The following is a 23,969-nucleotide window of genomic DNA, read 5'->3' on the forward strand; positions in this document are numbered from 1 at the left end:
GCCGCTGGGCGAGGCGCGTCAGAAGCGCCTCAGCGGACGGATTTCACATTGTCGTCCGTGTCGCGGTCGATCCATTTGTTGAAGGGATCCACGCCCACGTAGGCGGGTCGGGTCTCCGTCACGAAGCGGAAGATTTGCGACCCCGTCCGAACCTGACGACGCTCCAGAGCGATCGTGCTGTCTTCGTCGAAATTTCTCTTGCCAGGCTCGGCGTCGAACAGGCCCACGTCGAACGTTTCGCTCAGAGGACTCTCCGTCTGCCTGCCCTCGCCATCGGCATAGAGTTTGCGCGCGTCGACCGTTACAGCCACGTCCCATTTGCCATCAGCCCGCCGATGCACGGAGGCGCCTGCGACCTTCACGTCGTACAGGGTGATGCGCTCCATCAGGTCGGTGATCAGAGACTGCTTCGCGGCGGGCGCGTTCGCCCTGAGGGCGGCCACCAGATCCAGGGAGCGGGGATAGGGCGCGCCCTCGAAGGCGTGGGCCGAGATCAATGATCTCAAGGCGGCGTTCACAGCGTCCTCGCCCAGCTGATCACGCAACAGGTACAGGACCAAGCCTCCCTTCTTGTAGAAGATATAGGCCTGGTTCTCCACCCGATAGAGCGGCAGCTCCTCGAGCCGCTCGCCGCCTCTCGCGCGCAAATAGCTGTCGAGTTCATATCTAAGAAACCGGCGCATGTTTTCCGGCTTGTAGGTCTTCTCCATCACCATCAAGGCCGAATACTGGGCCAGCGTTTCCGAAAGAACAGCGGCGCCCTGCATGTCCGCTCCCACAACCTGGTGGGCCCACCACTGATGAGCCATTTCGTGGGCCGTGACGTAGGTCACGTAGTCGATCTTCTCAGGGTTTGAGAAATCGGCGATGAAGCCGAGATTCTCGGAATACGGTATGGTGTTCGCAAAGGCCTGGGCGAACCGGCCGTAGGGAAATTCGACGATTCGGGCCTGACGGAACTGGTAGGGACCAAACGCCGGCTGAAAATAGTCCAGCGCAGCCTTCATCGCGCCGATCATCCGCGGCACGTTCGTTTCGTGGCCGGGGTGATAGTATACCGCCAGGTCAACGCCTTCGTGCCTTTCCCGGGCGATGCGATACGCGGCGGACTGCACCGAAAAAAAGTTCAGGATGGGCGCATCGGTGACGAAGCGGGCCGTCCGCCGCGCGCCGGATCGGACATCGGAGACCTTGTAGCCGGGGGCGACGGGCGTCTGATCGGCGCTTGTGGTCACGGTGATGTCGGCCGTCACCCAATCGGCGCCGATGTAGTTTCGAGTCTGCGCTGAAACGTCTTCCAGCTTGGCGGGACGCAACTCGGCGGGCAATCCATGCCTCCGCCGCGTCGTGGGGTCGCTCAGCAGGGCGCTTCTGTGCATACCGATGACGGGAGCGAACTCACTGTTGTTCACAAAGGCGCCGTTCTTCGCCAGGGAGGTCAGGTCGCCGCTGTTCCTGAACCCTCTTTGTTGAAGCAGGGTCTCAAAGCGCACGGAACGACGCTCCCCCGGGGCCATTGGCGTGGCGAAACGATAGATGCGGTAGTTGAAACGGTCCCAGGATCGCACCAGGGTCGCGCCGTCGACGGCAAGAACCGGGACGTCCAGCTGACGCTCCGTCCATCGGAGATGCACCTCCCCCAGCGGCCGCCCCGTGCGGTTCTCGATCGAATAGGCGCCCACTGTTCTGAGCCTGGAGGCGTCGGGATCCAGCACCAGGTCGAGCTTGACGCTCGTGATCGAGGGCTGCGGCGTTGTCTCAAACCGAAGCAGTGTCTTTTCGTAGTCCGCCGTGCGCGCGTCGATCGCCTCGGCGCTCTCGTAGACATTCCAGACATTGGTGTTCACATAGATGAAGCCCCCCAGGGCGACGAAAGCCGCCAGGGCGGCTCCGCCCGTATAGCCCGCGAGGCCCTTCAATCGATGCGGCAATCGACGGAGCCGTGGGGTCAAGCGGGTCTCTGTTCCGCGCTGCCACAGCGCATAGGCGATCACCAGCAGCGCGACCACGAAGGCGGTCCAGTAGCCGCTCACAATGATTGCCCGGAGCCTCGTTCCGCCAGAGCCGTTCATGTCGGAATAGGTGACGGAGGGCGGGTCGACTATCTGGATAAGGATATGGTCCCAGCCGAGATTCGCGAGCGCGATACGAGCGATCAGGAACACCACCATCACCGCCCAGCCGATGAACTTGTTGGGCGACATCGCCTGAACGAAGATCGCCAGCGCCGCCAGCTGAATGAAGATCAGCGACTGCGGGAGCACGTACCAGAACAGGTATTTGTCGAGCTCATAGTCGACGATTCCCCTGTAGGCTTGGACGACGATGCCGGCCGCTGCGGCCACGATCAGCAATGACACCAGGACGAGCGATAGCCCCAGCATCTTTGGTATCAGGAAGGTCCAGTCAGGCGCCGGCGTCGCGTCGACGAGCTCATGAACGCGGAGTTCCCGGTCGCGCCAGACTAGCTCCCCAGAATAGTAGATCGCGACAATGACCGAAACGACGCCGAACGCGCCGATCAGATTCTGAATGACCAGTCGCGTCACCAGGAGCGTGGGAGCGCCATAGGTCTCACCCGCAAACAGCAGGGCGCTGACGGCCAGGAAGGCGCCCAGCGCCACCAGAATGAGATACGCCGGGCTTCTCAATATCAGGGCCATCTCGAAAGTCGTCCGGCGACGCAGCTGGGTCCATGAAGCGCCCGCCCCGAAGCCGGGGTCAGGCAGTTGGCGCAGCGACGACGCGGGTGCGGGTCTGACCGTATCGCCCAGGGCGCCAAGGCGTGCCTGATTGCGGGCGCCCCGATCACGCGTGGCCGGCCGATAAGCCGGATAGGCGGCGACGAGGAAAGCCAATCCCGCCAAGGTCCAGATCAGCTTGTTGTACAGAAGCACGCCCTCGATCGGCGGGTTCTGGGTGTTCCGCTCCGCAGGCGTCCAGTAGCGCGTGACGTTTCCAAACGCCGAGCCGCCAAAGGGCTCAAGCCAGGCCAGCAGATCGCGGTACTCGGGCCGGTCCAGCGCCGATGTCAGAGCCGCATAAAGGATGAAAAATGCGACCACGCCGACGTAGGTCGCCATCATCGAACGGGTCATCGTCGAAAGCGTGAAAAAGACCGCGGAGGTCAGGAACACCGTCGGCATCCCGATAAACAGATAGGCGTAGGCGTAGTCGCCGGGTCGAAACGCACCAAGTGTCTCGCGATCCACCCACGGCATGAGCGTGCCGACCAGCATCCCGGCCGCAATACTCAGAAAGGACAGCGCGACGACCCCGAACGCCCCGACGAACCGGCCGTAGAGATAATCGAATTTCGACAGCCGGGTGGCCATGATTATCGGGCCGAACCCTGTGGTGGCGTCCCTCGCAATGACGTTGGCCACGATCGCCGTGGTCGCCAGCATGAAGAACATCGCCATGCCGCCATGGGTCAGGGAAATCGCGTAGGGCGAGTTCACGTGGACCGCGCCGGCCCCGCCGAAGCTGATGTTGTCGCCGGCCGCGATCAGGCCGAAGCCGATCAGGCCGAACAATATGCTGATGACCCAGAAGGCCGGCTGGCGAAGCTGGAAGCGAAACTCGAACGTGGCGACCTTGAGGAACATGGGGACCCGCTCAGGCGGCGATCCGGCGGGAACCGCCCGGCGTCGGGAAACAGACGTCCTCCAGCCCGCCGCTGACCGGCGTGAAGCCCTCGCCCGGCCGCGGGTCGCGCAAGTAAACGCCGAAATCCCGGGACAGACAGCCGAGCCTGCGACGCAGCGTCCCTGGCTCTGCGATCCCGTCGACGCCGTCACAATTGATCGAGCCCGATGTCGGCGCCCGCGGGGTTGCGATCGAACGCATCAGGGTCGACTCGCCAGCCCCGTTCGGGCCCAACAAGCCGAACATCCCCCGGGGGACGTCAAGGCTGATGTCATCCAGCGGCCGTGTGCCGTTGCTGTAGACGTGGACGAGGTTGTTTATTGAAAGCATACATCCTCCGCTGGTGACCAGAGACCCCGCCCGAACTCGTCGGTCAACCTCGAATCACCGCAGCGTCGGCAGCGCGTCGGCCCAACAGCGCGCGCCGGGTATGCGATGACGCGCGACCGGTGCGCCGATGGTTTCTCCCGCCGACGCTGAACAGGGCCTTGTTGTAGCGGCAGTCAATCCCGGTCCTCGCGGGCTGCGGCAGCCTGGCCAGGCGGCTGTCAGCTCTCCCCGAGGCGTTCAAAGAGGGTGGCGACCCCGGAGGGACTCGAACCCCCGACCTCTGCTTTAGGAAAGCCTTGCTCTATCCGGCTGAGCTACGGGGCCACGCCGCGCTGACCTAGCGGCTGACGCCCCGGCGGGGAAGCGGCCAGATGCGTTTTCCGGCCGACTCGGCCGATCCGCGCATCCTGCGCGCGGGAAAACCGCCTTCCGGCTTGTGCTTAAGAGCCGTTAAGATACAATATCTTGTAGGGAACAAACCCCGAATCGGGCCGTGTCTGTGATTCGGTCCTGATTCGTTTCGCCCCTGTTCCGCCAGGCGGCCTTCGCGGTTTACATCTCATCCCGGCCGCGGCACCGCTTGAGGAACCGGGCGACACACGCCACCTTTTCAGCATCATGAGTGATCGCGGCGCCGGACAGGCCCCCTCGCGCGTCGTCGCGGTGCTGGGGCCCACCAATACGGGCAAGACCCATCTGGCGGTCGAGCGGATGCTGGGCCACGCCTCGGGGATGATCGGCCTGCCGCTGAGGCTGCTGGCCCGCGAGATCTATGACCGGATCGTCAAACGCCGCGGGGCGGCGGCCGTGGCCCTGGTGACCGGCGAGGAGAAGATCGTCCCGCCGCGCGCCGTCTATTTCGTCTGCACCGTCGAGGCCATGCCGATGGAGCGGACGGTCGAATTCCTCGCCGTCGACGAGATCCAGCTGGTCGCCGACCCCGAGCGCGGCCACGTCTTCACCCAGCGGCTGCTGCAGGCGCGCGGCCGGTTCGAGACCATGTTCCTGGGCGCCGGGACCATGGCGCCGCTGATCCGCGCCCTGGTCCCCGACGTGGAGATCGTGTCGCGTGAACGGCTGTCGACCCTGTCGTACGCCGGGTCCAAAAAGCTGACCCGCCTGCCCGCCCGCAGCGCCATCGTCGCCTTCAGCACGGAGCAGGTCTACGCCATCGCGGAACTGATCCGGCGCCAGCGCGGCGGGGCGGCGGTGGTCATGGGCTCGCTGAGCCCCCGCACCCGCAACGCCCAGGTCGAGCTGTTCCAGTCGGGCGAGGTCGACTTCCTGGTCGCCACCGACGCCATCGGCATGGGCCTGAACATGGAGGTCGACCACGTCGCCTTCGCCGGCCTGAGAAAGTTCGACGGCCGCCGCACCCGCTGGCTGCACGCCCATGAGATCGGCCAGATCGCCGGCCGCGCCGGACGGCATCTGCGCGACGGCACCTTCGGGGTCACGGGCGAGTCGCTGGAGCTGGATCCCGACCTGATCGAACAGGTGGTCGAGCATCGCTTCGATCCGGTCGAGGCGGCGGAATGGCGCAACGCCCGGCTGGACTTCGACACCCTGCCCGATCTGTTGCGGTCGCTGGTCGTGTCGCCCGGGCGCGCGGGACTGAGCCTGACGCAGCCGGCGCTGGACGAGACCCTGTTGCGGCGGCTGATCAAGGACGAGGAGGTGGCGCGCATCGGCCGCTCGCGCGGCGCCATCATGCGGCTGTGGGAGGCGTGCCAGCTCCCCGACTTCCAGAAGACGACGCTGGATGAGCATGGCCGGCTGTCCAAGGACATCTTCCAGGCCCTGACCGGCAAGCGCGGTCGACTGACGGCGGACTGGATCGCCCCGCGTTTCGCCGAGCTGGACCGCGACGACGGCCAGATCGACCAGCTGTCGGCCCGGCTGAGCGGCGTGCGCACCCTCAGCTACATCGCCAACCGGCCCGACTGGCTGGACCAGGCCCAGGGCTGGCGCGACCGGACGAAGGCGCTGGAGGAGCGGCTGTCCGACGTGCTGCACGAACGGCTGACGGCCCGCTTCGTGGACCGGCGCACCACCGCCCTGATGCGGGCGCTGAACGTGCGCGAGGACGCCGTCGCCGACGTCGACGCCGAGGGGGCCGTGATCGTCGAGGGCCATGCCGTCGGGCGACTGACCGGGGTGGACTTCCAGATCGACAAGGGCTCGTCCGCCCTCGAGGACCGCGCCCTGCGCCATGCGGCGCGGCAGGCGGTGACGCCGGAGATCGCGCGCCGGCTGGGCCGGCTGGCGGCCGACGGGGACGAGGCCTTCTCGGTGACGCCCGACGGCGCGGTGCTGTGGCAGGGCGTTCAGGCCGGTCAGGTCACGGGCGGCGACTGGTTCGCCCCCCGGGTGCGGCTGCTGGGGGAACTGGGACCGGCGGCCGGGCGCGAGCGGGCGCAGCGGCGGCTGGAGGCCTGGCTGGCCGGCGAGGCGGGCCGGGCGCTGAGGCCGCTGCGGCGGTTGAAGACGGCCATCGAGAGCGGGGCGCTCAAGGGTCTGCCGCGCGGCGTGGCCTTCCGCCTGCTGGAGGCCGGAGGCGTCATCGACCGGCGCGATGTGGATCGCGACCTGGCCGCGCTCAGCCAGGTCGAACGGCGCACCCTGAAGACGTTCGGCGTGCGGATCGGCGCCCATTCGGTCTGGTTGCCCGCCCTGCTGAAAGACCGGTCGCGGGCGCTGGCCCAGGCCTTTGTGGTCGGCGAGGCGTTCCGGCCGCGCGCGGCGCGCCTGTCGCCGGCGCCGGCGCCCCCGCCGTCGCCCCGCGCCCTGGCGGCGTTCGGCCTGCGGGTGGCGGGTCGGTTCGCGGCGCCGGTCGAACTGCTTGAGGCCCTGACGGAGCGAAAGGCCAGGGGCAAGGGTCTGCTGAGCGAGGCCGACCTGACGGACCTCGGCGTGACCCTGGACGAGGCCAAGGCCCTGACCGCCGCGCTGAAAACGACCCGCGCGCAACAGCCCGACCGCGACGCGACGCGGGCCCGGCCGGTCAAGGATTCGCCGTTCGCCATCCTGTCGGCCCTGACCGCGCCGCCGGCGCCGGCGCCGGCGATCCGCTCCAAACGCCGTCGACCGCGCCGCGCGCGCCCGGCCGCGACCGGAACAGCATGAGCGAGACGGGCTGCCGGGTGGATGTCTGGCTGTGGCGCGCGCGCTTCGCGAAGACACGCTCCATGGCCGCGGCCATGGTCGAGCGCGGCGTGGTGCGGCTGACCCATCAGGGCCGGCAGACGCGCCTGGACAAGGGCAGCCGCTGCGTCCACGTCGGCGACAGCCTGGTGTTCGCCATCGGCGGCCGGCTGATCGATCTCAGGGTCGAGGCCTTGGGCGAGCGGCGCGGGCCCGCCGGGGAAGCCCGCGCCCTGTATGCCCTGATCGAGGCGGACTGACCGCTATTGCTGCAGGACGAACTCGCCCTCGATGTGCAGCTTGACCTCATCGGACACGGCCGGAAGGGCGTAGTTGATGCCGAACTCGGAGCGTTTGATCGTGGCCTCGCCGTCAAAACCGGTCTTGTAGGTATTGCCCATCGAAGGACCGGCCTGATTGAATTCGACCTCCATGGTCACGGGCCTGGTCACGCCGCGCAGGGTCAGGTCGCCGACGACGACGGCTTCATTGGCGTCGTCGGAATCGACGGTCACCGAGCGCGACACGAAGGTCGCCACGGGATGGTTGGCGGTGTCGAAGAAATCGGCCGTCTGCAGGTGGGCCTTCAGCCCGTCCGAGTTCGGGTCCACGTCGGTCAGGGGAATGGTGGCGGTCAGGCTCGAGGCGGACGGATTCGCGGGGTCCAGGTTCAGCGTCGCCTGCACGTTCACGAACTGGCCGTAGTAGGTCGAGAAGCCGAGGTGGTTGACGGACCAGGTGATCTTGCCGTGGGCGGAGTCCAGGGCATAGGCGCCGGCGCGGACTTCGGCCGGAACCTGGGTGGCCTGGGTCCGGGCGACGACGGCGCCCGAGGTCAGCAGGGCGAGGGCGGCGACGCCGCCGAGGGCGATGCGGGCGAGATTGGTCATGGGTGTCTCCTTCGGGAAGAGGGGCAATCTGCAATCAGAACTGTAACAGATAGCCCCGCAGAGCGTTCCGGCAAGGGCCGCGGCGCTGACTTCTGTTGACACTTCGGGTGCGCGGGGTCATCTGCGCAGCCCCGGCCTCCCCCAGGAACCCCCCGCCCCGCCCATGACCTACATCGTCACCGACGCCTGCGTGAAATGTAAATTCATGGACTGCGTCGAGGTCTGCCCGGTCGACTGCTTCTATGAGGGCGAGAATTTCCTCGTCATCGCGCCGGACGAATGCATCGACTGCGGTGTCTGCGAGCCGGAATGTCCGGTCGACGCCATCGTGCCCGACACCGAGGATGAGCCCGACGGCAAATGGCTGATCGTCAACGCCGAATACGCCAAGGTGTGGCCCAACATCACCGTCAAGGGCACGCCCCCGGCCGACGCCGCACAGTTCGAGCGCGAGACCGGCAAGTTCGAGAAATACTTCTCCGAAAAGCCCGGCAAGGGGTCCTGACGCCAAGGGGCGCCGGTTTGACCGGCGTGACCGGTCGGATTTACCGGTACGGCCACGCTGATGCTGTGGACGTTTTGAATTTCTGCAAAATTGTGATAGGTTCCTGTCATTGGGTCGGGCGGTAAGCGATTTTCTCGCGCCGCCCGCGTTTGCGACAGAACTCCGCCCACGAAGGCGGGGTCGGCCAGAGGTTTGGTGATCCGTTTCCGCTCCTGACGACTGATACAGCTGCGCCGCCGACGGTCCGCCGTCGAGGAGAGCGCAGCCGTCACTTGCGTTGCCGTCTCATCCACCCTGCGCCGGGAAAGGAATGACATGACGAACAAGACCGGTCTGGAATTCAAGGTTGGCGACGCGGTCGTCTATCCGGCGCACGGCGTCGGCAAGGTGGCGGCCGTCGAGACCCAGGAAGTCGCAGGCATGTCGCTGGAGGTCTATGTCGTGACCTTCGACCACGAGAAGATGACCCTGCGCGTCCCGACCAAGAAGGCCAAGACCGCCGGCCTGCGCTCGCTGGCCGCCGACGACGTCGTGACCAAGGCGCTGACGACCCTCAAGGGCCGCGCCCGCGTCAAGCGCACCATGTGGTCGCGTCGCGCCCAGGAGTATGAAGCCAAGATCAACTCCGGCGACCTGATCTCGATCGCCGAAGTGGTCCGCGACCTGCACCGCGCCGACAGCCAGCCGGAACAGTCCTATTCGGAGCGTCAGCTCTATGAATCGGCCCTGGATCGCATGGCCCGCGAAGTCGCCGCCGCCAACCGCATCGACAAGGACGCCGCCGTCCAGCTGCTGGCCAAGTCGCTGAGCGCCAAGAAGGCCGTCATCGCCGCCGCCGAGGCCGCGGAAGAAGCCGAAGCCGAGGCCGAAGCCGCCTGATCCAGGGCGCTTCATCGATCAGACAGAAGGCCCGGGATCGCTCCCGGGCCTTTTGCAATTCACCGGCCCGGACCGGTCCCGGAGACGCTTTCCAGGTAGGCGATGACATCGGCGACCTGGGTCGGCTGAAACTCGAACGCAGGCATGGCGGGGTGGGCGGTGACCAGCCCCTCGGCCAGGGCCTCCTGCAGATCCCGCACCGGATACAGGACGCCCATGTCGCGGAAGGGCGGCGCGGCGGCCATCGGACTGTCCCCGGACCGTTCGACCGCGTGGCAACTCGCGCATTTCTGCCGCACGAGGACCGCGCCCCGGTCAGCCGATCCCATGACGACCGGGTCGGTTCCGTTCTGGCGCACGGCCTCCCCGGCGCAGCCTCCGAGGGCCAGGGCCCCCAACGCGATCCAAAGTCGGCCTCTCATCGTCTCGATCCTCCCGGTCCGGGCCGCCAGGGCAGCCCGCGCTTGTTTTAGCACACGGAACCCGCACGGGCTTGATACATGACAAGACGAAAGCTGCGACCCCGCGCTATCCTCCCGGCATCGACATCCGGTTCCATCATCCAGCGAGAGCGACACCATGACCCAATTCCACCACGTCCGCCTTGAACTCGCCCGGGAGCCCGGCCATCCGGCGGGCGACCCGACCGAGGGCTATGACATCGTCGCGCCGCTGGACGCCGACGGCCGACTGGACGGGGAGGCCCTGCGCGCCGAGCCGGAGCGCGGCCATGTGCGGCGCTTCTCCGACGGCCAGACGGTCGCGACCGGCCGCCTCCAGCACGGCCCCGGCGGCAGCTGGACCCTGGACCTCGAAGGGGCCGACGCCGCGGACGCCCGCGGCTTTCGCTTCAGCGACGAGCGATTCGTCGCCGGCGAGTATGTCAGCCTGACCCTGCCCTCCGGCGACCAGCACACCTATGTCGTGGCGCGCGTGGCCCCGGTCTAGAAATACTCGGCGTTCGCCGGGCATTGGGCGGCCAGCCGGCGCGCCGTGATGCTGGCGGGGATATAGGGGGTGCCGCGCACAAGCTGGGCGCCCCCGCGGAACGAGAAGCTCTCCTGCTGGTAGGAGCCGTTCAGGCGAACGTTGACGCGCCGTCCCTTGCGGTCCTGGCATACGCCCTCGAAATGGGCGTTGCCGTTGCCGACCTCGCGCACCGGATAGGTGCAGCGCCAGTGACGCGTCGACAGACCGCCGAAGAAGCGGTTGATCTCGCTGGGACGGACGCATTTGGTTTCGGTGTCGCCCTGGCCCAGCGCCCGGGTGGTGTACTCCCAATAGCCCGGCAGCACGGGCTCGGACGCCGACTGGACGGGCGCGGCCGGACCGGCCATCGGCGCGGTCGCCAGCAGCAGGGCGCCGACCAGGACAGGGGCGGTGCGGATCAGGACGGACGGCTTCATAGGACGGACCCTCGGCAGCGGAGCTTCACTGCATGGATAGAGGGGATATATGGCGGGAATTGAACAACGGCTGAACGGATCGCGCGCCGCCACAAGCCTTGACGCGGCGCTGTGACTTCCACTATACGGCCCCCTCTCGCGCGGGGACCCGATCCCCGGGCGCCTTTGTTTCATGCGCCCGCATCGTTCGCGGGCCGCTCCGTCAAGGATAGTCAGATGTCGCGTCGCTGCGAACTCACCGGTATCGGCCCCATGGTCGGCCACAGCGTGAGCCACTCGAACGTCAAGACCAAGCGCCGCTTCCTGCCGTCGCTGAAGACGGTCAAGGTCGCCTCGGAAGCGCTGGGCCAGTCGTTCAGCCTGCGGATCTCGAACGCCGCCCTGCGCACCCTCGACTTCAAGGGCGGGCTCGACCCGTTCATCGTCAAGGCCAAGGACGAGCAGCTCTCGACCGCCGCCCAGCGCATCAAGCGCCAGGTGAAGGCCAAGCTGGCCGAGCAAGCCGCCGCCTGATCCGGCGTCAGCCGCAAGATTTGAAGGGGCCGGTGGAAACGCCGGCCTTTTTCTTTGGCGGTTATGCGCGACCGGCCCGTCCATTTCCGCCCCCTTAGGACTTTAGGCCCCGGGATTTCAGCCGAGATTTGGTAGAGCTGCTCCTCCAAAATCGCGTAGTAGGTGCACCAGTCATCCAGTTTCGAACGGGGAAGGCGTGCCGACACAGGCTCAACTGCACCGACGCGCACTGCTGCTTGGCCTCGCAGGAGGGGGCGTGGCGCTGTCGGGGTGTGAGCAGCGCAGGGACTTCCTGCGATTCCGGCTGACGCTCCGGTTTTCCGGTCCCGACGGGACCTTCGAGGGCTCTTCCGTTCGAGAAACCTGGTTCACCGAGGATCCGACGTGGTTCCCGTCGGACAATACGCCCAACCCCCGTTGGCGCGGTGAAGCTACGGTGGTGCGTCTCGGCGGGCGACGCGTCATCTGCGGGATGCTGGACGGCTATTCGACCGTGACTGGCCATCTTGAGCGTTCGTATGGCCCTTGGAGTCCCCTTGAGGTTCTGCTTCAGCGTCGATGGGCGCCGCTGCCCGGGGACTTTGAGGATGGCCGACCCCGGTTCCGTGGCGCGAGACCAACCACCCCGGAACTGATCGAAGAGCTCAAGAAGGGCGAGCTGGTCCTTCAGCCCGCGGAACTGCCGGTGCTGGTGGCGCTCAAGGACTCATCGATCCCTCGCTCCGGCCGGCTGGTCGCGCCGTCACAGATCAGCGAGGTCTTTCCCGGACTTGCACTCGGCCGATGCACGGTCGGGGTGACGCGCGACCACGTCCGCTTCGGAGTCGTCAATGAAGTCATGCCCTGGATCGCCCGAGGGCCGGACTGGGTGACGGTACGGGACGGAGACTTGTCATCCAACGTGGTGACAGAAGATTTCAGCCGCAAATGATCGCCGGGAGCGGATGCGTTGGTCTACCTTCCATCGGTTTCGGTACTTAGCCGACCATGACCCGCGATGAGATGTTCGCCTACGCCCTGACCCAGCCGGGCGCCGAGGGTTCGACCCTGTTCGACGGCCGCTGCATCCGCGTGCGCGGCCACTGGATCGTCAACGAGGCGCGCGAACCGGACTGTCTGGCCTTGGCGCTGGACAAGGGGACGGTCGAGTTCCTGATGGAGACCGAGCCGCGGACCTATTTCCAGACCCCCCATTTCGAGGGCTGGCCCGCGGTGCTGGTGCGCTATGAAGCAGCCGACGACGATCGCCTGCGCGAACAGATCGACAAGGCGTGGGCCCGGCGGGCGACGAAGGCGCAGGTTAAGGCGCGGGGGCTGCAGGCTTTCTAGGTTGCGCGGCCCACCCGCCCGTCTAGGCTGGGCCCCAGTCCTCGGGGAGCCGTTCGTGTCCTTCACCGCCTGCCGCGCCGCCCTGACCGGCGCGTCCCTGCTCGCCCTCGCCGCCTGCGCCACGGCCCCGGCCGCGACGGAGATCGTGCCGCCCTCGACCGAACCCGCCGTCGTCGTCGCGCCGGTGCGCGAATCGACCGCCTTCACCCTCGGCACCGACCAGCCGCGCACCCCCGAACAGCTGGCCATGGCGTTCGACAGGGCCGACCTGTCGATCAAGGTCCTGCCCGACGACAAGGCCATCGACGCCGTCGCCGTGCTGGACTTCACCGCAACCGCGCCTCTGGCCGCCGTGGTGGTCGAGCTCGACACCCTGCTGACCGTCTCGTCGGTCCAGGTCGACGGGCGCGAGGTTCCGGCGGGAGACTGGACCAATCCCGAGGGCCGGATGACCATCCCCCTGCCCCGCCCGCTGGCGGCCGGCGACAGGGTCTCGGTGCGGATCGCCTATGCGGGTCAGCCGCGCACAGCCCCTCACGCCCCCTGGGACGGCGGCTTCGTCTGGGCCAACACCGCCGACGGAAGCCCCTGGATCGCCACCGCCGTCCAGCCCGAGGGCTGCGACCTGTTCTGGCCCTGTATCGACAGTCCGCTGGCCGAGCCGAAGCGGGTCGATCTGCACATCACCGTGCCGTCGAACCTGTCGGCCCCGTCGAACGGCCGCTTCCTCGGTACGGTCGACCACGGCGACGGCTGGACCACCTGGAACTGGAGCGCCGCCAACCCCAACACCTACGCCATCGCCCTGAACATCGGGCCCTATGACGAGGTCAAGGCCGACTACCGCAGCCGGTTCGGCAATGTCATCCCCCTGTCCTACTGGCACCTTCGCGGCGACGATCCGGTCAAGGTCCAGGCCCTGTTCGACCAGTTCGCGCCGATGATGGACTTCTACGAGGCGACCGTCGGCCCCTACCCCTTCGGCGACGAGAAGATGGGCGTGGTCGAGGCGCCGCACCTGGGCATGGAGCACCAGACGATCAACGCCTACGGCAACGAATACAAACTCGACGGGCGGGGCTTCGACTGGCTGCTGCACCACGAGCTGAGCCACGAGTGGTTCGGCAACCAGCTGACCAACCGCAACGCCGACGATATGTGGCTGCATGAGGGGTTCGGCAGCTATATGCAGCCGCTCTACGATCGCTGGCTGAACGGCGAGCGTTTCATGCAGGCCAGCCTGCTGGAACAGCGCCGCGACCTGAAGAACAAGTTTCCCGTCGTCTCAGGCACGGAGAAGTCCGAGGACGAGGTCTACAAGGGCGACGTCGGCCCCGGCCTGGACATCTATAACAAGGGCTCGCTGATCGCCCATTCGCTGCGGATGCTGATCGGCGACGCGGCCTTCTTCCGCTCGTTGACCCGCATCGTCTACGGCACGGCCGACCCCCGGCCCGGCGCCTTCCAGCCCCGCTACGGCACGACCGACGAACTGCTGGCCATCGTCAATGAAGAGGCCGGCCGGGACCTGACCTGGTTCTTCCGCGGCTATTTGTACAACGCCGCCCTGCCCGACCTGAGGCAGACGCGCGAGGGTGGCGATCTGGTTCTGGAGTGGGCGACCGGCGACGGCGGGGCCTTCCCCATGCCGGTCGAGATCGAGATCGACGGCCGCCGCCAGACCGTCGCCATGACCGGCGGCCGCGGCCGCATCGCCGCCCCCGCAAGCGCCCACATCCTGGTCGACCCCGACAACAAGGTCCTGCGCCGGCTGGACTTTATCGAGGCCTGGCAGGCGGCCGGTTCGCCGAACTAGAGCGCCTCGGCGGTCACGGATTGCCGCACCAGCTGGCAGGATCCCTGGGTGGTCAGGAAGGCGATGTCGGCCGCGTCGCGCCCGCAGGCGATGCGCACCAGCCCCTCGACCGGGGCCAGCCCCGTGGGATCGACCAGCCACCAGCCGTTCGACAGCCAGACCTCGAAGATGGCGTGGAAGTCCGGCGGGTTCAGCTGGTGCGCGAAGGCGCTGACCGCCCGCGCCGGAATGCCCGAGGCCCGGCACAGGGTGATGCCCATATGGGTGAAGTCGCGGCACACCCCGGCCCGGTCGATGAAGGTCCGGGCCGCCGTCGTCTCGCTGTCCGAGGCGCCCGGCTCATAGTCGATCTCGGCCTTGATCCATTCGAGGATCCTCAGCACCCGGTCGCCGCCGACCGTGCCGCCGAAGGTCCGCTCGGCGAACCGGCCGAACTGGTCTGACGGGCAATAGCGACTGGGATTTAGATAGGGCAGGACCTCGGCCGGAAGGTCGTTCCAGTCGTGTTGCACCGTCACCGGCGGCAGCCCCTTGAGCACGCCGTTGTCCACCACCGCCGTATAGGTCAGGGCCACCTCGCCCGACAGATGGGCGCGCAGGGTGCGGGCGCCGAACTCCTCGTCCTCGTCCTGGATGAAGTCGATGGCGGGGACGGTCGTCAGGCGTTCCTCGAGCACCGTCTGGCCGGGCCAGTGGGCGACCTGGATCTTGTAGATCGCATCCGTCGGCGGATCGAAGCGATAGACCAGTTCGGCGCGGACGCGGATTTTCATGACAGCTCGACTGGCGCAACAGGGACCCGCCGTCAACGCCGCGCATCATCCGCCGTTCCGCTGACCTAGGGCTCCAGTTCGATGTCCCAGTACAGATAGTCGAGCCAGCTCTGGTGCAGATAGTGGGGCGGGAAGCGCCGCCCGAATTCCTGCAACTGCCAGGCGTTGGGACGATGCGGCGCGCGACGCAGGGGCATGCCGGCCTGCTGCGGCGTGCGGCCGCCCTTGCGCAGGTTGCACGGCGAACAGGCGGCGACGATGTTTTCCCAGGTGGTGCGCCCGCCGCGCGACCGGGGCACGACGTGATCGAACGTCAGCTGTTCGGTGGCGTGGCAGTACTGGCAGGTGAAGCCGTCACGCAGGAAGACGTTGAAGCGGGTGAAGGCCGGCTGCCGGTCCTGGTCGACATAGTTCTTCAGCGCGATCACGCTGGGCAGGACGAACTCCATCGACGGGCTGCGAACGACCTTGTCATAGGTCGAGACCACGTCGACGCGGTCCTGGTACACCGCCTTGACCACTTCCTCCCATGGCCAGATCGACAGCGGATAGTAGGACAGGGGGCGAAAGTCCGCGTTCAGCACCAGCGCGGGCCAGCCGGACGGGGGGCGGCTCAGGACCTGCATCAGGCCCTCGCCGTCATGGAGAGGAACATGGACGCGAGCGGACTGAAAACCGGTCTCCTTCCCTGTCTGTGGTCCAAGCCTAGTCTTGATTCGACGGCTTGGCGATGACCGGTCGGCGACGGTTTCGCAACGGTCAACCGCGCGACGGCGTCCCGGGGAAGGCCGGCAGGCTCCAGCCCCAGACCAGGGCTCCGGCGCGCAGGGCGAAGCCGCACGCCGCCGCCATCAGGGCCGCGGGCCAGACGTCCAGCCCGGCCACGCGGGCGACGACGAAGACGGTCGAGGCCAGCAGCGCCGCCGAGACGGTGATCTCGCGTCTCAGCAGGATGGAGGGCTCGCCGGCCAGAAGGTCCCGCACCACCCCGCCGAAACAGGCCGTCAACGCGCCCATGACGATGCAGATCAGGGGCGCGACGTCGTAGGCCTCGGCCTTGGCCGCGCCCATCACCCCGTAGGCGGCCAGGCCCAGGGCGTCGAGCCACAGCAGGGCCCGGAACCGCCACGTCCGGGCGCCCAGCATCCAGACGACCAGCGAGGCCCCGAGGCAGACGGCGATGTAACGCCAGTCCTGCACCCAGAAGACCGGGGCGCCGATCAGCAGGTCGCGCAGGGTGCCGCCGCCCACGCCGGTGATCGCGCCGAAGAAGGCGAAGGTGACGAGGTCGTGCCGCTGCCGCGCCGCCGCCAGCGCGCCGGTGGCCGCGAACACCGCCACGCCCGCGAAATCGAGCGCGCCGAGCACCGTCTCGGGATTGGTCAGGGCAGGATCGACGATGGGGCTCACGCGGGATGCTCCTCCAGCGCGACCTCGCCGCGCTTCACCGCCCCATACCATCCCCAGAGCAGATGCGCCGCCACGCTGCGATGCGGCGTCCACATTCCGGCGCGGACGTAAGCGTCTTTCTCACGCGGGCGGAGCGGCGCCCGGTCGGCCCAGCGCATCGCCTCCTGCAGGGCGATGTCGCCGGCGGGGAAGACGTCCTGCCGGCCCTCGCAGAACATCAGAAAGGTCTCGGCCGTCCATTTGCCGACGCCCTTGATGGCCACCAAGCGCGCCACCGCCTCCTCGTCCGAAAGGCGCTCCAGATGGTCGAAGTCGATGCGGCCGTCGGCGTGGGCGCGAGCGATCTCGTGGCCATAGGTCGCCTTCTGGATCGACAGGCCGAAGCCGCGCAGAGCCTCGATCTCCGTGGCCAGAACCCTGTCCGGCGTCACCTGACCCTCCAGCCCCGCGACGACACGCGCCCATATGGCGGCGGCCGAGGCGACCGAAACCTGTTGCTCCACGATCATGCGAAACAGGCCCTCGAAGCCGCCCGTGCGCAGCCGCCATTCAAACGCCGGCGTCTGGGCATGGGCGCGCTCCAGCGCGGGATCGAGCGCGGCCAGGGCGGTGCGCGCGGCGGCGATATGAACGGGGGTCGGTGCAACAGCCATGGCCGAGCGTAGCGCCGGCGACGGCCTCGACAAGGGATGCGATCCAGCCCCTGACGATCAGGTCCGGTTCCCGCTATCATCGGCCGATGTTCGCCACCCGCTTCGCGCCCTCTCCGACCGGCCGGCTGCACCGGGGCCACGCTTTTTCCGCCCTGACCGCCTGGACGGCGGCGCGCGCGGCGGGCGGCCGGTTCCTGCTGCGCATCGAGGACATCGACCCGACGCGCTGCCGGCCCGAATTCGAGGCCGCGATCCTGGACGACCTGGCCTGGCTGGGTCTGGATTGGGAACAGCCCGTCCGCCGTCAGTCGGATCATCTGACCGACTACGCCGGGGTGGTCGACATGCTGGACCGACGCGGCCTCCTGTACCGCTGTTTCCGCACCCGCAAGGACATCCTCGACGCCATCGGCGACGCGCCGCACGGACCGGCCGAAGCGGCGCGGCCCGGGCCGCACCCGGCCGATGAGGAGGCCGCCTTCCTCGCCGGGGGTCGCCCCTTCGCCTGGCGGCTGTCGCTGGATCGCGCCCGCGACCTGATGGGCGCCCGCGCCTGGGACGGGCTGGCCTTCGTCGAGGAGGGGCGCGGACCGGAGGGCGAACGCGGCCTGATCCGGGCGCGCCCCGAGACGGCCGGCGATGTCGTCCTGGCCCGCAAGGACGCCGGGACCGCCTATCACGTAGCCGTCACCCACGACGACGCCCTGCAAGGCGTGACCCATGTCATCCGCGGTCAGGACCTGTTCGAGGCGACCCATGTCCAGGTCCTGATCCAGACCCTGATGGGCTGGCCCACGCCCGTTTACCGCCATCACCCGTTGGCGGTCGGCGAGGACGGTCGTCGCTACGCCAAGCGAGACCGATCGGTGACGCTGGGCGAGCTGCGGGCGGCGGGCCTCAGCCCCGAAACGCTGAGGGCCGAGCTGGGCTTTTGATCAGGGGGCGAAGCGGCCCTTGGCCCGCGAGGGATGGAAGGCGACATCGGCGTCCGGCCGGCATTGGGAGCCGGGCCCGCCGATCATGTGCAGGATGTGGCGGATGACGTTCAGTCGCGCGGTCTTCTTGTCGTCGGTCGCGACCACGATCCAGGGCGCGCTGCGGCTGTCGGTCTCCGCAAGCATACGGTCCCGCGCGACGCTGTAGGCGTCCCACCGGATCTGGGCCTCCGCGTCCAAGGCCGAGACCTTGAACCGCTTCAGCGGATCCTGGAGACGTTCGGCGAGACGCCGCGACTGTTCTTCCTTGCTGATGTCCAGCCAGATCTTGATCAGCTTGACGCCGTCATCGACGAGCGTCCGCTCGAACCGCGGCGCATCCTTCAGAAACTGGGCGGTCTGCTCCGGCTTGCAGAAGCCCATGACGGATTCCACGCCGGCGCGATTGTACCAGGACCGGTTAAACAGGACGGTCTCGCCGTCAGCGGGCAGGTGGGCGACGTAACGCTGGAAATACCATTGGGTCAGCTCGCGATCCGTCGGCTTGGGCAGGGCGACCACGCGCGTCTGCCGGGGCGAGGCGTATTCGGTGATGCGCTTGATCGCTCCGTCCTTGCCCGCCGCGTCGCGGCCTTCGAAGACGATCAGGGTTTTCCGCCCTTGCTGGATGGTCCACGCTTGGCTTTCGACAAGCTGGGTCTGAAGCGTCAGAAGTTCGGCGTCGTAGTCTTTTGATTTTCCCATGCCGCCACCGTGGACTGTCCGGCCTGCATTCAGCAAGCCCGCGCTGCATGGCGCCGGTTTCGGGGTCGCGCGCCGCGATCATTAATCCGTTCTCACGTGCGCCGCTGGACCGGCGCGGCTATCCATCCGCAACAGACGGGGACAGGTCCATGATCGCCACACGCCGCGCCCTTCTGGGCGGTTTCGCCGTTCTGCCGCTGGCCGGCGCCTTCCCCGCCCTGGCGGCGGACGAGCGCGACGGCCCGGCGGCCGCCGCCCTTGATGCGCAGTTCGCCCGACACGGCCCCCCCGCCATGGCTTCGGCGGTCGTCGGTCGCGACGGCCTGATCTGGTCCGGCGTCCGCGGCGTCCGGCGCGCGGGCGCTGACGAGCCGGCGACGCTCGAAGACCTTTGGCATCTGGGCTCCAACGGCAAGTCCATGACCGCCGTCCTCTACGCCCGGCTGGTCGAACAGGGCCGGGCGAACCGGGGCGCGACCCTGCCCGAGCTGTTCCCTGACGTCGCGGTCGATCCGGCGCTGCAGGCCGTGACCATCGACGACCTGCTCTGTCACCGCTCCGGCCTGTCGGACCGCGACCTGATCACACCCCAGGTCATGATGGCGGGTCATACGGACGCCCGCCCGACCCGCGACCAGCGCGTCGATTTCGCCGCGATGGCCCTGGGCAGGACGCCGACGGGAACGCGCGGGGTCTTCGCCTACGGCAATGGCAACTACATTCTCGCCGGGGCCGCCGTCGAACGGCTGGTGGATGCGGCATGGGAAGAGACCATGAAGGCCGAGCTGTTCGACCCGCTGGGCATGACCTCTGTTGGACATGGCGCGCCGAAGGGCGACAATCCGTGGGGCCACCGGTCGGTCGGCGATCAACTGACGCCCGTCGACCCCGCCGGCATCGCCGACAATCCGCCGTTCTTCGGCCCCGCCGGGCGGATGCATATGACGGCAGCCGACTACGCCCGTTTCCTGCGCCTGTATCTGACCGAAGGCGCAGGCCTGCTGCGGCCCGAAACCATGGTCCGGCTGATGACGCCGCCCGAGGGCGCGCCGCCGGCCTATGCCTACGGCTGGGGCGTGCAGCCGGGGCCGCGGCTGGGTCATGACGGGTCCAACACCATGTGGCACGTGACCGCGCGGGTCCTGCCGGCGCAAGGCGTCGCCATTCTGTCGGTCGCCAACCACTTCGATCGCGGCCAGGCCGCGAACCACGCCATGGTCGAGGCCCTGACCGCCCTTTACGCCCGGGCCTGAGCCGTCGCGCTTTCGCTCGCCGCGGGGGACCGCTAAGGCTGGACCGGCAATGAAGCGCGACTTCGCCGATTTCTGGAATCTGTTGTGGGAGCTGACGCTGGGCCTGTGCGCCGCGTTCGCGCTTCTCAACGCCTTCGCGCCGGGCCAGGACCTGCCGTGGAAGCCGCTGGATCTGAACCATCCGATCGGCCAGGCCACCGGCGCCAAGGTGGCCGATTTCGAACTGCCCCGCACCGCCGCACCGGAAGAGACCGCCGCCGTCACCGACGCCTGCATCAAGGTGCTGCGCGAGGCCGGCGTGACCGTCGAACGGGCCGAGGACCGCGACGACGGCGGCTTCTGCGTCGTGCGCGGGGCCGTCAGGATCACCGGCGGCGACGTCACCCCCCTGGCCGGCGATCCCGTCATGCAGTGCCCGCTGGCGGTGCGGTACGTCATCTGGGATCGCCAGGTGCTGCAGCCCGCGGCCGAGGCGGCGTTCGGCAGCCGGGTGGCGCGGATGAACGACGTGGGGACCTACAGCTGCCGCCGCATCTACGGCCAGACCGATGCCGCCGCCCGGCCCAGCGAGCACGCCCGGGCCAATGCGCTGGACATCGGCGGCATGACGCTGGCGGACGGCCGCAAGGTCTCGGTGCTGTCGGACTGGGACGGAACCGGTCCCCGGGGCGTCGAGGGCCAGGGCTTCCTGAAGCGCATCCGGGACGGCGCCTGCCGGGCCTTCTCGACGGTTCTGACGCCCGACTACAACGAGGCGCACCGCAACCACCTGCATCTGGACGGGGCGCCGCGCAGCCTGTGCGCCTGACTCGCCGAACCGCGTTCGCGCAACGGCCTGTTGACCGTTCCGGATTTGCGCGAGACAAAGTCGCCGCAGTCCGGATTTCGCGCGGCCTCCACACCCGTGCCCGCTCCTTCGCTGAATGAGCTCGTCCAGATGGGCTGACGGGCGCTCCCCCGGGGGCGTCTGCCTGGCAAGCGCGTTCACGGAGACGCAATATGGCGACCGGTACGGTCAAGTGGTTCAACCCGACCAAGGGTTTCGGCTTCATCCAGCCTGACGGCGGCGGACAGGACGTTTTCGTCCACATCACCGCGGTCCAGAAGGCGGGCCTGCAAGGCCTGGATGAAAACGCCAAGGTCGAATACGAGCTGGAATCCCAGCGCGGCAAGACGTCGGCGATCGACCTCAAGATCCTCTGATCCACGACTGACAGCATTACGGAACGGGCGCGGCGGCTTCGGCCCCCGCGCCCGTTTTCGTTCTGGCCGACCACTGCGCCAGCACCACGGCGGCCAGCACCACGGCGCCGCCGACCATCTGCACCGGCGTCATGGTCTCGTGGAAGATCAGCCAGCCGAGGCCCGAGGCCACCACCGGCTGGATCAGGATGGTCACCGCCGTCAGCGAAGCCGGCAGCCGGCCCAGCGACCAGGCCACGCCGCCCTGCCCCAGCACATGCATCACCCCCATGGCGGCGCAGGCGGACCAGCCCGCCGCCGTCGCCGGCCACAGGTCCTCGCCCAGAACCACGGCCACGGCCAGCAGCAGCGGCGTGCCCAGGGCCGTCGACCACAGCATGATCCGCATGGCCCCCGCCGTCGCCCGCGCCGCCTTCACGGCGAGGAAATAGCCTGCGTACCAGAGCGCCACCGACAGGGAGAACAGGTCGCCCAGCGGCGGATTGGTCCCCTGGTTTCCGTCCGCCCCGGCCGACATGGCGAAGGCCCCGCCCATGGCCAGGCCGATGGCGGCGACGAACAGCCGCCGCGGCCGGTCCCGGAACGCCACCCAGCCGAACAGGGTCACCACCACCGGCGTCAGGTTGCACAGCACCGTGGCGTTGGCGACCGAGGTCATGACGATGCCGTAGTGCCAGAACGACAGGTCGAGCACGAAGAACAGGGCCGCCAGCCCCATCCATTTCGACGGCTTGCCGACGCCTTCCGCGCCCGGTCGGGCGGTCAGCAACAGCAGCAACGGCAGGGCGAAGACGAAGCGCCAGAAGCCGGCGGCGGCGGGCCCGGTCTCCGTCAGCCGCACGAGGATCGGCGCGAACGCCAGCACGCACGCCGAGGCGATCAGAACCATCAGGGCGGAGGCGCGGGAGGCGGGCATGGGAGGGGTATACCGGATTCGCCTTCTCCCTCCCCCTCGTGGGGAGGGTGGCTGAGCCGAAGGCGAAGACGGGTGGGGAACCGCCGCACGGTCCTGCGCCGCCCTGACATACCCCACCCTGTCGTCGCTTCGCGCCGACATCCCTCCCCATGAAGGGGAGGGAGAAGGAAGGCCGGTCAGCCCTTGCGCTTCTCGCCCCGGCTGCGGCCGCCCTTCTGGCCGGCGGCGCGGGCGAGGTCGGAGTCCTTGGAGAAGGTGCGGCGTTCGGGGGCGACGCTGGCGCCGCCCTTGGCCGCGATCTGGCGCCGCAGCTCCAGCGACATGGCCGCGAAGCCGCGCGGGCGGCCGGGGGATTTCACATCGGTCATGGGCGTCTGTCTCCGCCCGGTTGAACGCCGCGCCGCCGCCTTTCCGTCGCAATGGGAGTTGCGGATTGTTCCGCACACCCCGTGCATCCCCGCGAAGGCGGGGACCCAGGTTTGAACGACAGCGAGGCGGGCTGAACTGACCGGCGCCCGGGCCGACGCCGGCGGCGGGGCCAAAGCCTGGGTCCCCGCCTTCGCGGGGATGCACGGAATGGGATGCCCCCTCACGGCCAGTCCTCCGCCACGCCGTCCGGCAGCCCGACCTGTCTGCGCCAGGCCTCCCGGTGCATCCGCACGATCTGATACTCGGCCCCCGGCAGCGACTTCAGCCGCCCCTCTTCGTCCCACACGCAGTCGGCCCACGGCTGGTTCCCGGCCCGCGCCCGGTCCAGCGCCGCCGTCTCCGCGCCCAGATGCTCGGCGCGGAAGGCGAACAGGAAGGCCAGATGCCACAGCGGCGCCTCCGTCATCGGCTCGCCGCGCATGAAGGCGACCAGGTCCCGGGCCAGTTGCCGCGCCTCCGCCACCTCGACCTCGAACTCGTCCCACTTGCGCCGGGCGTACCGGTCCCAGCCTTCCAGAGGTTCGGGAACCGGGTCCGTCTCCGTCGGCCGCTCCCACCCCTCCGACGCCCGCCGCCGCCACAGGTTGGCCAGCCCGACCTGATACCGTTTCGCCAGCGACGCCCCGGTTTGCCCCTGCTCCCACCCGCGCCGGATCTGGGCCCAGAGGTCTTCCGAATAAAATCTGGCGGCCTGTCTCTCGCGCATGAAAGCCATCCTGGGCGGCCGATGCGTCAGAAACGGTCGCAGGCGATCCGCACCCCTTCTCCCCTTGCGGGAGACGGATCAGCGGCGGACGGCCGGGGCCGGCTCGCAGGCGGGCGCGACGGGCGCGGGGCTGTCCGCGCCGGGCCCGCGGGGATCGCCGGCCCGCACCAGCTCCGGTCGGGTGAAGTCGCCCGTAGTGTAGGTGTTGCCCGTGGGCGCGGGCGCGGCGCTGTCCGCCCCCGGCGCGCGGGGATCTCCGGCCCGCCGCAGCTCCGGTCCGGCGAAGTCGCCGGTGGTGTAGGTGTTGCCCGTGGCGAGGCCCCCCGCCCCCGGGGCCGTCGGGTTGGCGGGGGCGGATCGACGCGTCCTGACGTCGGTATCGGCGTCCTGGTCGATGTGATCCCGGTTCGACAACCGGCCGCCGCCCTGGCCGCCGACGCCGTTGACGGGCGTCGCCGCCGCGTTGGTCGACCGACGCGCCCCGCCG

The 23,969-nt window shown here is 68.5% G+C and carries 27 protein-coding genes and 1 tRNA gene; 13 read left to right on the top strand and 15 right to left on the bottom strand.

Features of this window, described 5'->3' with window-relative positions; all coding sequences use genetic code 11:
* Nucleotides 1–29: 29 nt before the first annotated feature.
* From WC555_RS06455 to WC555_RS06465, 3 genes are all read right to left on the bottom strand, one after another.
* Nucleotides 30–3,608: an ABC transporter permease/M1 family aminopeptidase gene (locus WC555_RS06455; RefSeq protein WP_373252251.1), complete on the bottom strand. Its 3,579-nt coding sequence runs from the start codon at nucleotides 3,606–3,608 to the stop codon at nucleotides 30–32.
* A 10-nt stretch (nucleotides 3,609–3,618) separates the two neighbouring features.
* Nucleotides 3,619–3,978 (bottom strand): ATP-binding cassette domain-containing protein, encoded by a 360-nt coding sequence (locus WC555_RS06460; protein WP_373252253.1) that lies wholly within the window; start codon nucleotides 3,976–3,978, stop codon nucleotides 3,619–3,621.
* A 247-nt stretch (nucleotides 3,979–4,225) separates the two neighbouring features.
* Nucleotides 4,226–4,302, bottom strand: a tRNA-Arg gene (locus WC555_RS06465).
* Nucleotides 4,303–4,596: 294 nt separating this feature from the next.
* Here WC555_RS06465 and WC555_RS06470 point away from each other — a divergent pair.
* Together WC555_RS06470 and WC555_RS06475 are read left to right on the top strand one after the other, a co-directional pair.
* Nucleotides 4,597–7,104: a helicase-related protein gene (locus WC555_RS06470; protein ID WP_373252256.1), complete on the top strand. Its 2,508-nt coding sequence runs from the start codon at nucleotides 4,597–4,599 to the stop codon at nucleotides 7,102–7,104.
* Nucleotides 7,101–7,382: an RNA-binding S4 domain-containing protein gene (locus tag WC555_RS06475; RefSeq protein WP_373252258.1), complete on the top strand. Its 282-nt coding sequence runs from the start codon at nucleotides 7,101–7,103 to the stop codon at nucleotides 7,380–7,382. The genes WC555_RS06470 and WC555_RS06475 overlap by 4 nt, the downstream gene beginning before the upstream one ends.
* Before the next feature lie 3 nt (nucleotides 7,383–7,385).
* Here the strand turns inward: WC555_RS06475 and WC555_RS06480 are convergent, their stop codons facing one another.
* A complete protein-coding gene (locus tag WC555_RS06480) occupies nucleotides 7,386–8,012 on the bottom strand; it encodes a YceI family protein (protein ID WP_373252261.1) in 627 nt (208 codons plus the stop codon).
* A 163-nt stretch (nucleotides 8,013–8,175) separates the two neighbouring features.
* Between WC555_RS06480 and fdxA the strand changes: the two genes are divergently transcribed.
* Nucleotides 8,176–8,517 (top strand): ferredoxin FdxA, encoded by a 342-nt coding sequence (gene fdxA / locus WC555_RS06485; RefSeq protein ID WP_373252263.1) that lies wholly within the window; start codon nucleotides 8,176–8,178, stop codon nucleotides 8,515–8,517.
* A gap of 315 nt (nucleotides 8,518–8,832) precedes the next feature.
* A complete protein-coding gene (locus tag WC555_RS06490) occupies nucleotides 8,833–9,396 on the top strand; it encodes a CarD family transcriptional regulator (RefSeq protein ID WP_373252265.1) in 564 nt (187 codons plus the stop codon).
* 59 nt (nucleotides 9,397–9,455) lie between these two features.
* On the opposite strand, the gene WC555_RS06495 is transcribed toward WC555_RS06490, so the two are convergent.
* Nucleotides 9,456–9,818, bottom strand: coding sequence for a cytochrome c (locus WC555_RS06495; RefSeq protein ID WP_373252266.1), 363 nt, complete (start codon nucleotides 9,816–9,818; stop codon nucleotides 9,456–9,458).
* Between the two features lie 157 nt (nucleotides 9,819–9,975).
* On the opposite strand from WC555_RS06495, the gene WC555_RS06500 reads away from it, so the two are divergent.
* Nucleotides 9,976–10,344: a hypothetical protein gene (locus tag WC555_RS06500; protein WP_373252268.1), complete on the top strand. Its 369-nt coding sequence runs from the start codon at nucleotides 9,976–9,978 to the stop codon at nucleotides 10,342–10,344.
* Here WC555_RS06500 and WC555_RS06505 read toward each other — a convergent pair.
* On the bottom strand, nucleotides 10,341–10,802 hold the full coding sequence (locus WC555_RS06505; RefSeq protein WP_373252270.1) for a DUF3617 domain-containing protein: 462 nt from the start codon (nucleotides 10,800–10,802) through the stop codon (nucleotides 10,341–10,343). The two genes, WC555_RS06500 and WC555_RS06505, sit on opposite strands and share 4 nt — an antisense overlap.
* 216 nt (nucleotides 10,803–11,018) lie before the next feature.
* On the opposite strand from WC555_RS06505, the gene rpmB reads away from it, so the two are divergent.
* The 4 genes from rpmB (at nucleotide 11,019) to WC555_RS06525 (ending at nucleotide 14,460) form a co-directional block, all read left to right on the top strand.
* Nucleotides 11,019–11,315, top strand: coding sequence for a 50S ribosomal protein L28 (rpmB, locus tag WC555_RS06510; protein ID WP_055830828.1), 297 nt, complete (start codon nucleotides 11,019–11,021; stop codon nucleotides 11,313–11,315).
* Nucleotides 11,316–11,571: 256 nt separating this feature from the next.
* A complete protein-coding gene (locus WC555_RS06515; RefSeq protein ID WP_373252272.1) occupies nucleotides 11,572–12,246 on the top strand; it encodes a hypothetical protein in 675 nt (224 codons plus the stop codon).
* Nucleotides 12,247–12,302: 56 nt separating this feature from the next.
* A complete protein-coding gene (locus tag WC555_RS06520) occupies nucleotides 12,303–12,644 on the top strand; it encodes an MmcQ/YjbR family DNA-binding protein (RefSeq protein ID WP_373252274.1) in 342 nt (113 codons plus the stop codon).
* A 55-nt stretch (nucleotides 12,645–12,699) separates the two neighbouring features.
* Entirely contained in the window at nucleotides 12,700–14,460 is a 1,761-nt protein-coding gene (locus WC555_RS06525) for a M1 family metallopeptidase (protein ID WP_373252276.1), read from the top strand.
* On the opposite strand, the gene WC555_RS06530 is transcribed toward WC555_RS06525, so the two are convergent.
* The 4 genes from WC555_RS06530 to WC555_RS06545 form a co-directional block, all read right to left on the bottom strand.
* The gene (locus tag WC555_RS06530) at nucleotides 14,457–15,233 is read right to left on the bottom strand and encodes a transglutaminase family protein (RefSeq protein WP_373252279.1); all 777 of its coding nucleotides are present in this window, start codon (nucleotides 15,231–15,233) and stop codon (nucleotides 14,457–14,459) included. The two genes, WC555_RS06525 and WC555_RS06530, sit on opposite strands and share 4 nt — an antisense overlap.
* A gap of 65 nt (nucleotides 15,234–15,298) precedes the next feature.
* Nucleotides 15,299–15,859, bottom strand: coding sequence for an HNH endonuclease (locus WC555_RS06535; protein ID WP_300468875.1), 561 nt, complete (start codon nucleotides 15,857–15,859; stop codon nucleotides 15,299–15,301).
* A gap of 133 nt (nucleotides 15,860–15,992) precedes the next feature.
* The gene (locus WC555_RS06540) at nucleotides 15,993–16,643 is read right to left on the bottom strand and encodes a trimeric intracellular cation channel family protein (protein ID WP_373252282.1); all 651 of its coding nucleotides are present in this window, start codon (nucleotides 16,641–16,643) and stop codon (nucleotides 15,993–15,995) included.
* Nucleotides 16,640–17,296, bottom strand: coding sequence for a DNA-3-methyladenine glycosylase (locus tag WC555_RS06545; protein ID WP_373252285.1), 657 nt, complete (start codon nucleotides 17,294–17,296; stop codon nucleotides 16,640–16,642). The genes WC555_RS06540 and WC555_RS06545 overlap by 4 nt, the downstream gene beginning before the upstream one ends.
* 86 nt (nucleotides 17,297–17,382) lie before the next feature.
* Here WC555_RS06545 and gluQRS point away from each other — a divergent pair, with 86 nt between their 5' ends.
* The gene (gene gluQRS / locus WC555_RS06550; RefSeq protein ID WP_373252288.1) at nucleotides 17,383–18,231 is read left to right on the top strand and encodes a tRNA glutamyl-Q(34) synthetase GluQRS; all 849 of its coding nucleotides are present in this window, start codon (nucleotides 17,383–17,385) and stop codon (nucleotides 18,229–18,231) included.
* On the opposite strand, the gene ppk2 is transcribed toward gluQRS, so the two are convergent.
* Nucleotides 18,232–18,975, bottom strand: coding sequence for a polyphosphate kinase 2 (gene ppk2 / locus WC555_RS06555; RefSeq protein ID WP_373252291.1), 744 nt, complete (start codon nucleotides 18,973–18,975; stop codon nucleotides 18,232–18,234). It abuts the gene before it with no gap.
* A gap of 149 nt (nucleotides 18,976–19,124) precedes the next feature.
* Between ppk2 and WC555_RS06560 the strand changes: the two genes are divergently transcribed.
* The 3 genes from WC555_RS06560 to WC555_RS06570 all read left to right on the top strand — a co-directional run bounded on the left by WC555_RS06560 (nucleotide 19,125) and on the right by WC555_RS06570 (nucleotide 21,431).
* On the top strand, nucleotides 19,125–20,228 hold the full coding sequence (locus WC555_RS06560) for a serine hydrolase domain-containing protein (RefSeq protein ID WP_373252294.1): 1,104 nt from the start codon (nucleotides 19,125–19,127) through the stop codon (nucleotides 20,226–20,228).
* A 49-nt stretch (nucleotides 20,229–20,277) separates the two neighbouring features.
* Nucleotides 20,278–21,036, top strand: a complete 759-nt coding sequence (locus WC555_RS06565; protein ID WP_373252296.1) for an extensin family protein — start codon at nucleotides 20,278–20,280, stop codon at nucleotides 21,034–21,036.
* 191 nt (nucleotides 21,037–21,227) lie between these two features.
* The gene (locus WC555_RS06570; protein ID WP_055830853.1) at nucleotides 21,228–21,431 is read left to right on the top strand and encodes a cold-shock protein; all 204 of its coding nucleotides are present in this window, start codon (nucleotides 21,228–21,230) and stop codon (nucleotides 21,429–21,431) included.
* Nucleotides 21,432–21,447: 16 nt separating this feature from the next.
* Here WC555_RS06570 and WC555_RS06575 read toward each other — a convergent pair whose 3' ends face one another.
* The 4 genes from WC555_RS06575 to WC555_RS06590 all read right to left on the bottom strand — a co-directional run.
* Nucleotides 21,448–22,347: a DMT family transporter gene (locus tag WC555_RS06575; protein WP_373252298.1), complete on the bottom strand. Its 900-nt coding sequence runs from the start codon at nucleotides 22,345–22,347 to the stop codon at nucleotides 21,448–21,450.
* A gap of 176 nt (nucleotides 22,348–22,523) precedes the next feature.
* Nucleotides 22,524–22,715 carry a KGG domain-containing protein gene (locus WC555_RS06580; protein ID WP_373252300.1) on the bottom strand — a complete coding sequence of 64 codons (192 nt, stop codon included), beginning with the start codon at nucleotides 22,713–22,715 and terminating at the stop codon, nucleotides 22,524–22,526.
* A gap of 221 nt (nucleotides 22,716–22,936) precedes the next feature.
* Nucleotides 22,937–23,482, bottom strand: coding sequence for a hypothetical protein (locus WC555_RS06585; protein ID WP_373252302.1), 546 nt, complete (start codon nucleotides 23,480–23,482; stop codon nucleotides 22,937–22,939).
* Nucleotides 23,483–23,560: 78 nt separating this feature from the next.
* On the bottom strand, nucleotides 23,561–23,969 hold a 409-nt coding region (locus tag WC555_RS06590; RefSeq protein WP_373252304.1), incomplete at its 5' end, for a hypothetical protein.

It is taken from the genome of Brevundimonas sp. (assembly GCF_041648615.1).
Classification (GTDB): domain Bacteria; phylum Pseudomonadota; class Alphaproteobacteria; order Caulobacterales; family Caulobacteraceae; genus Brevundimonas.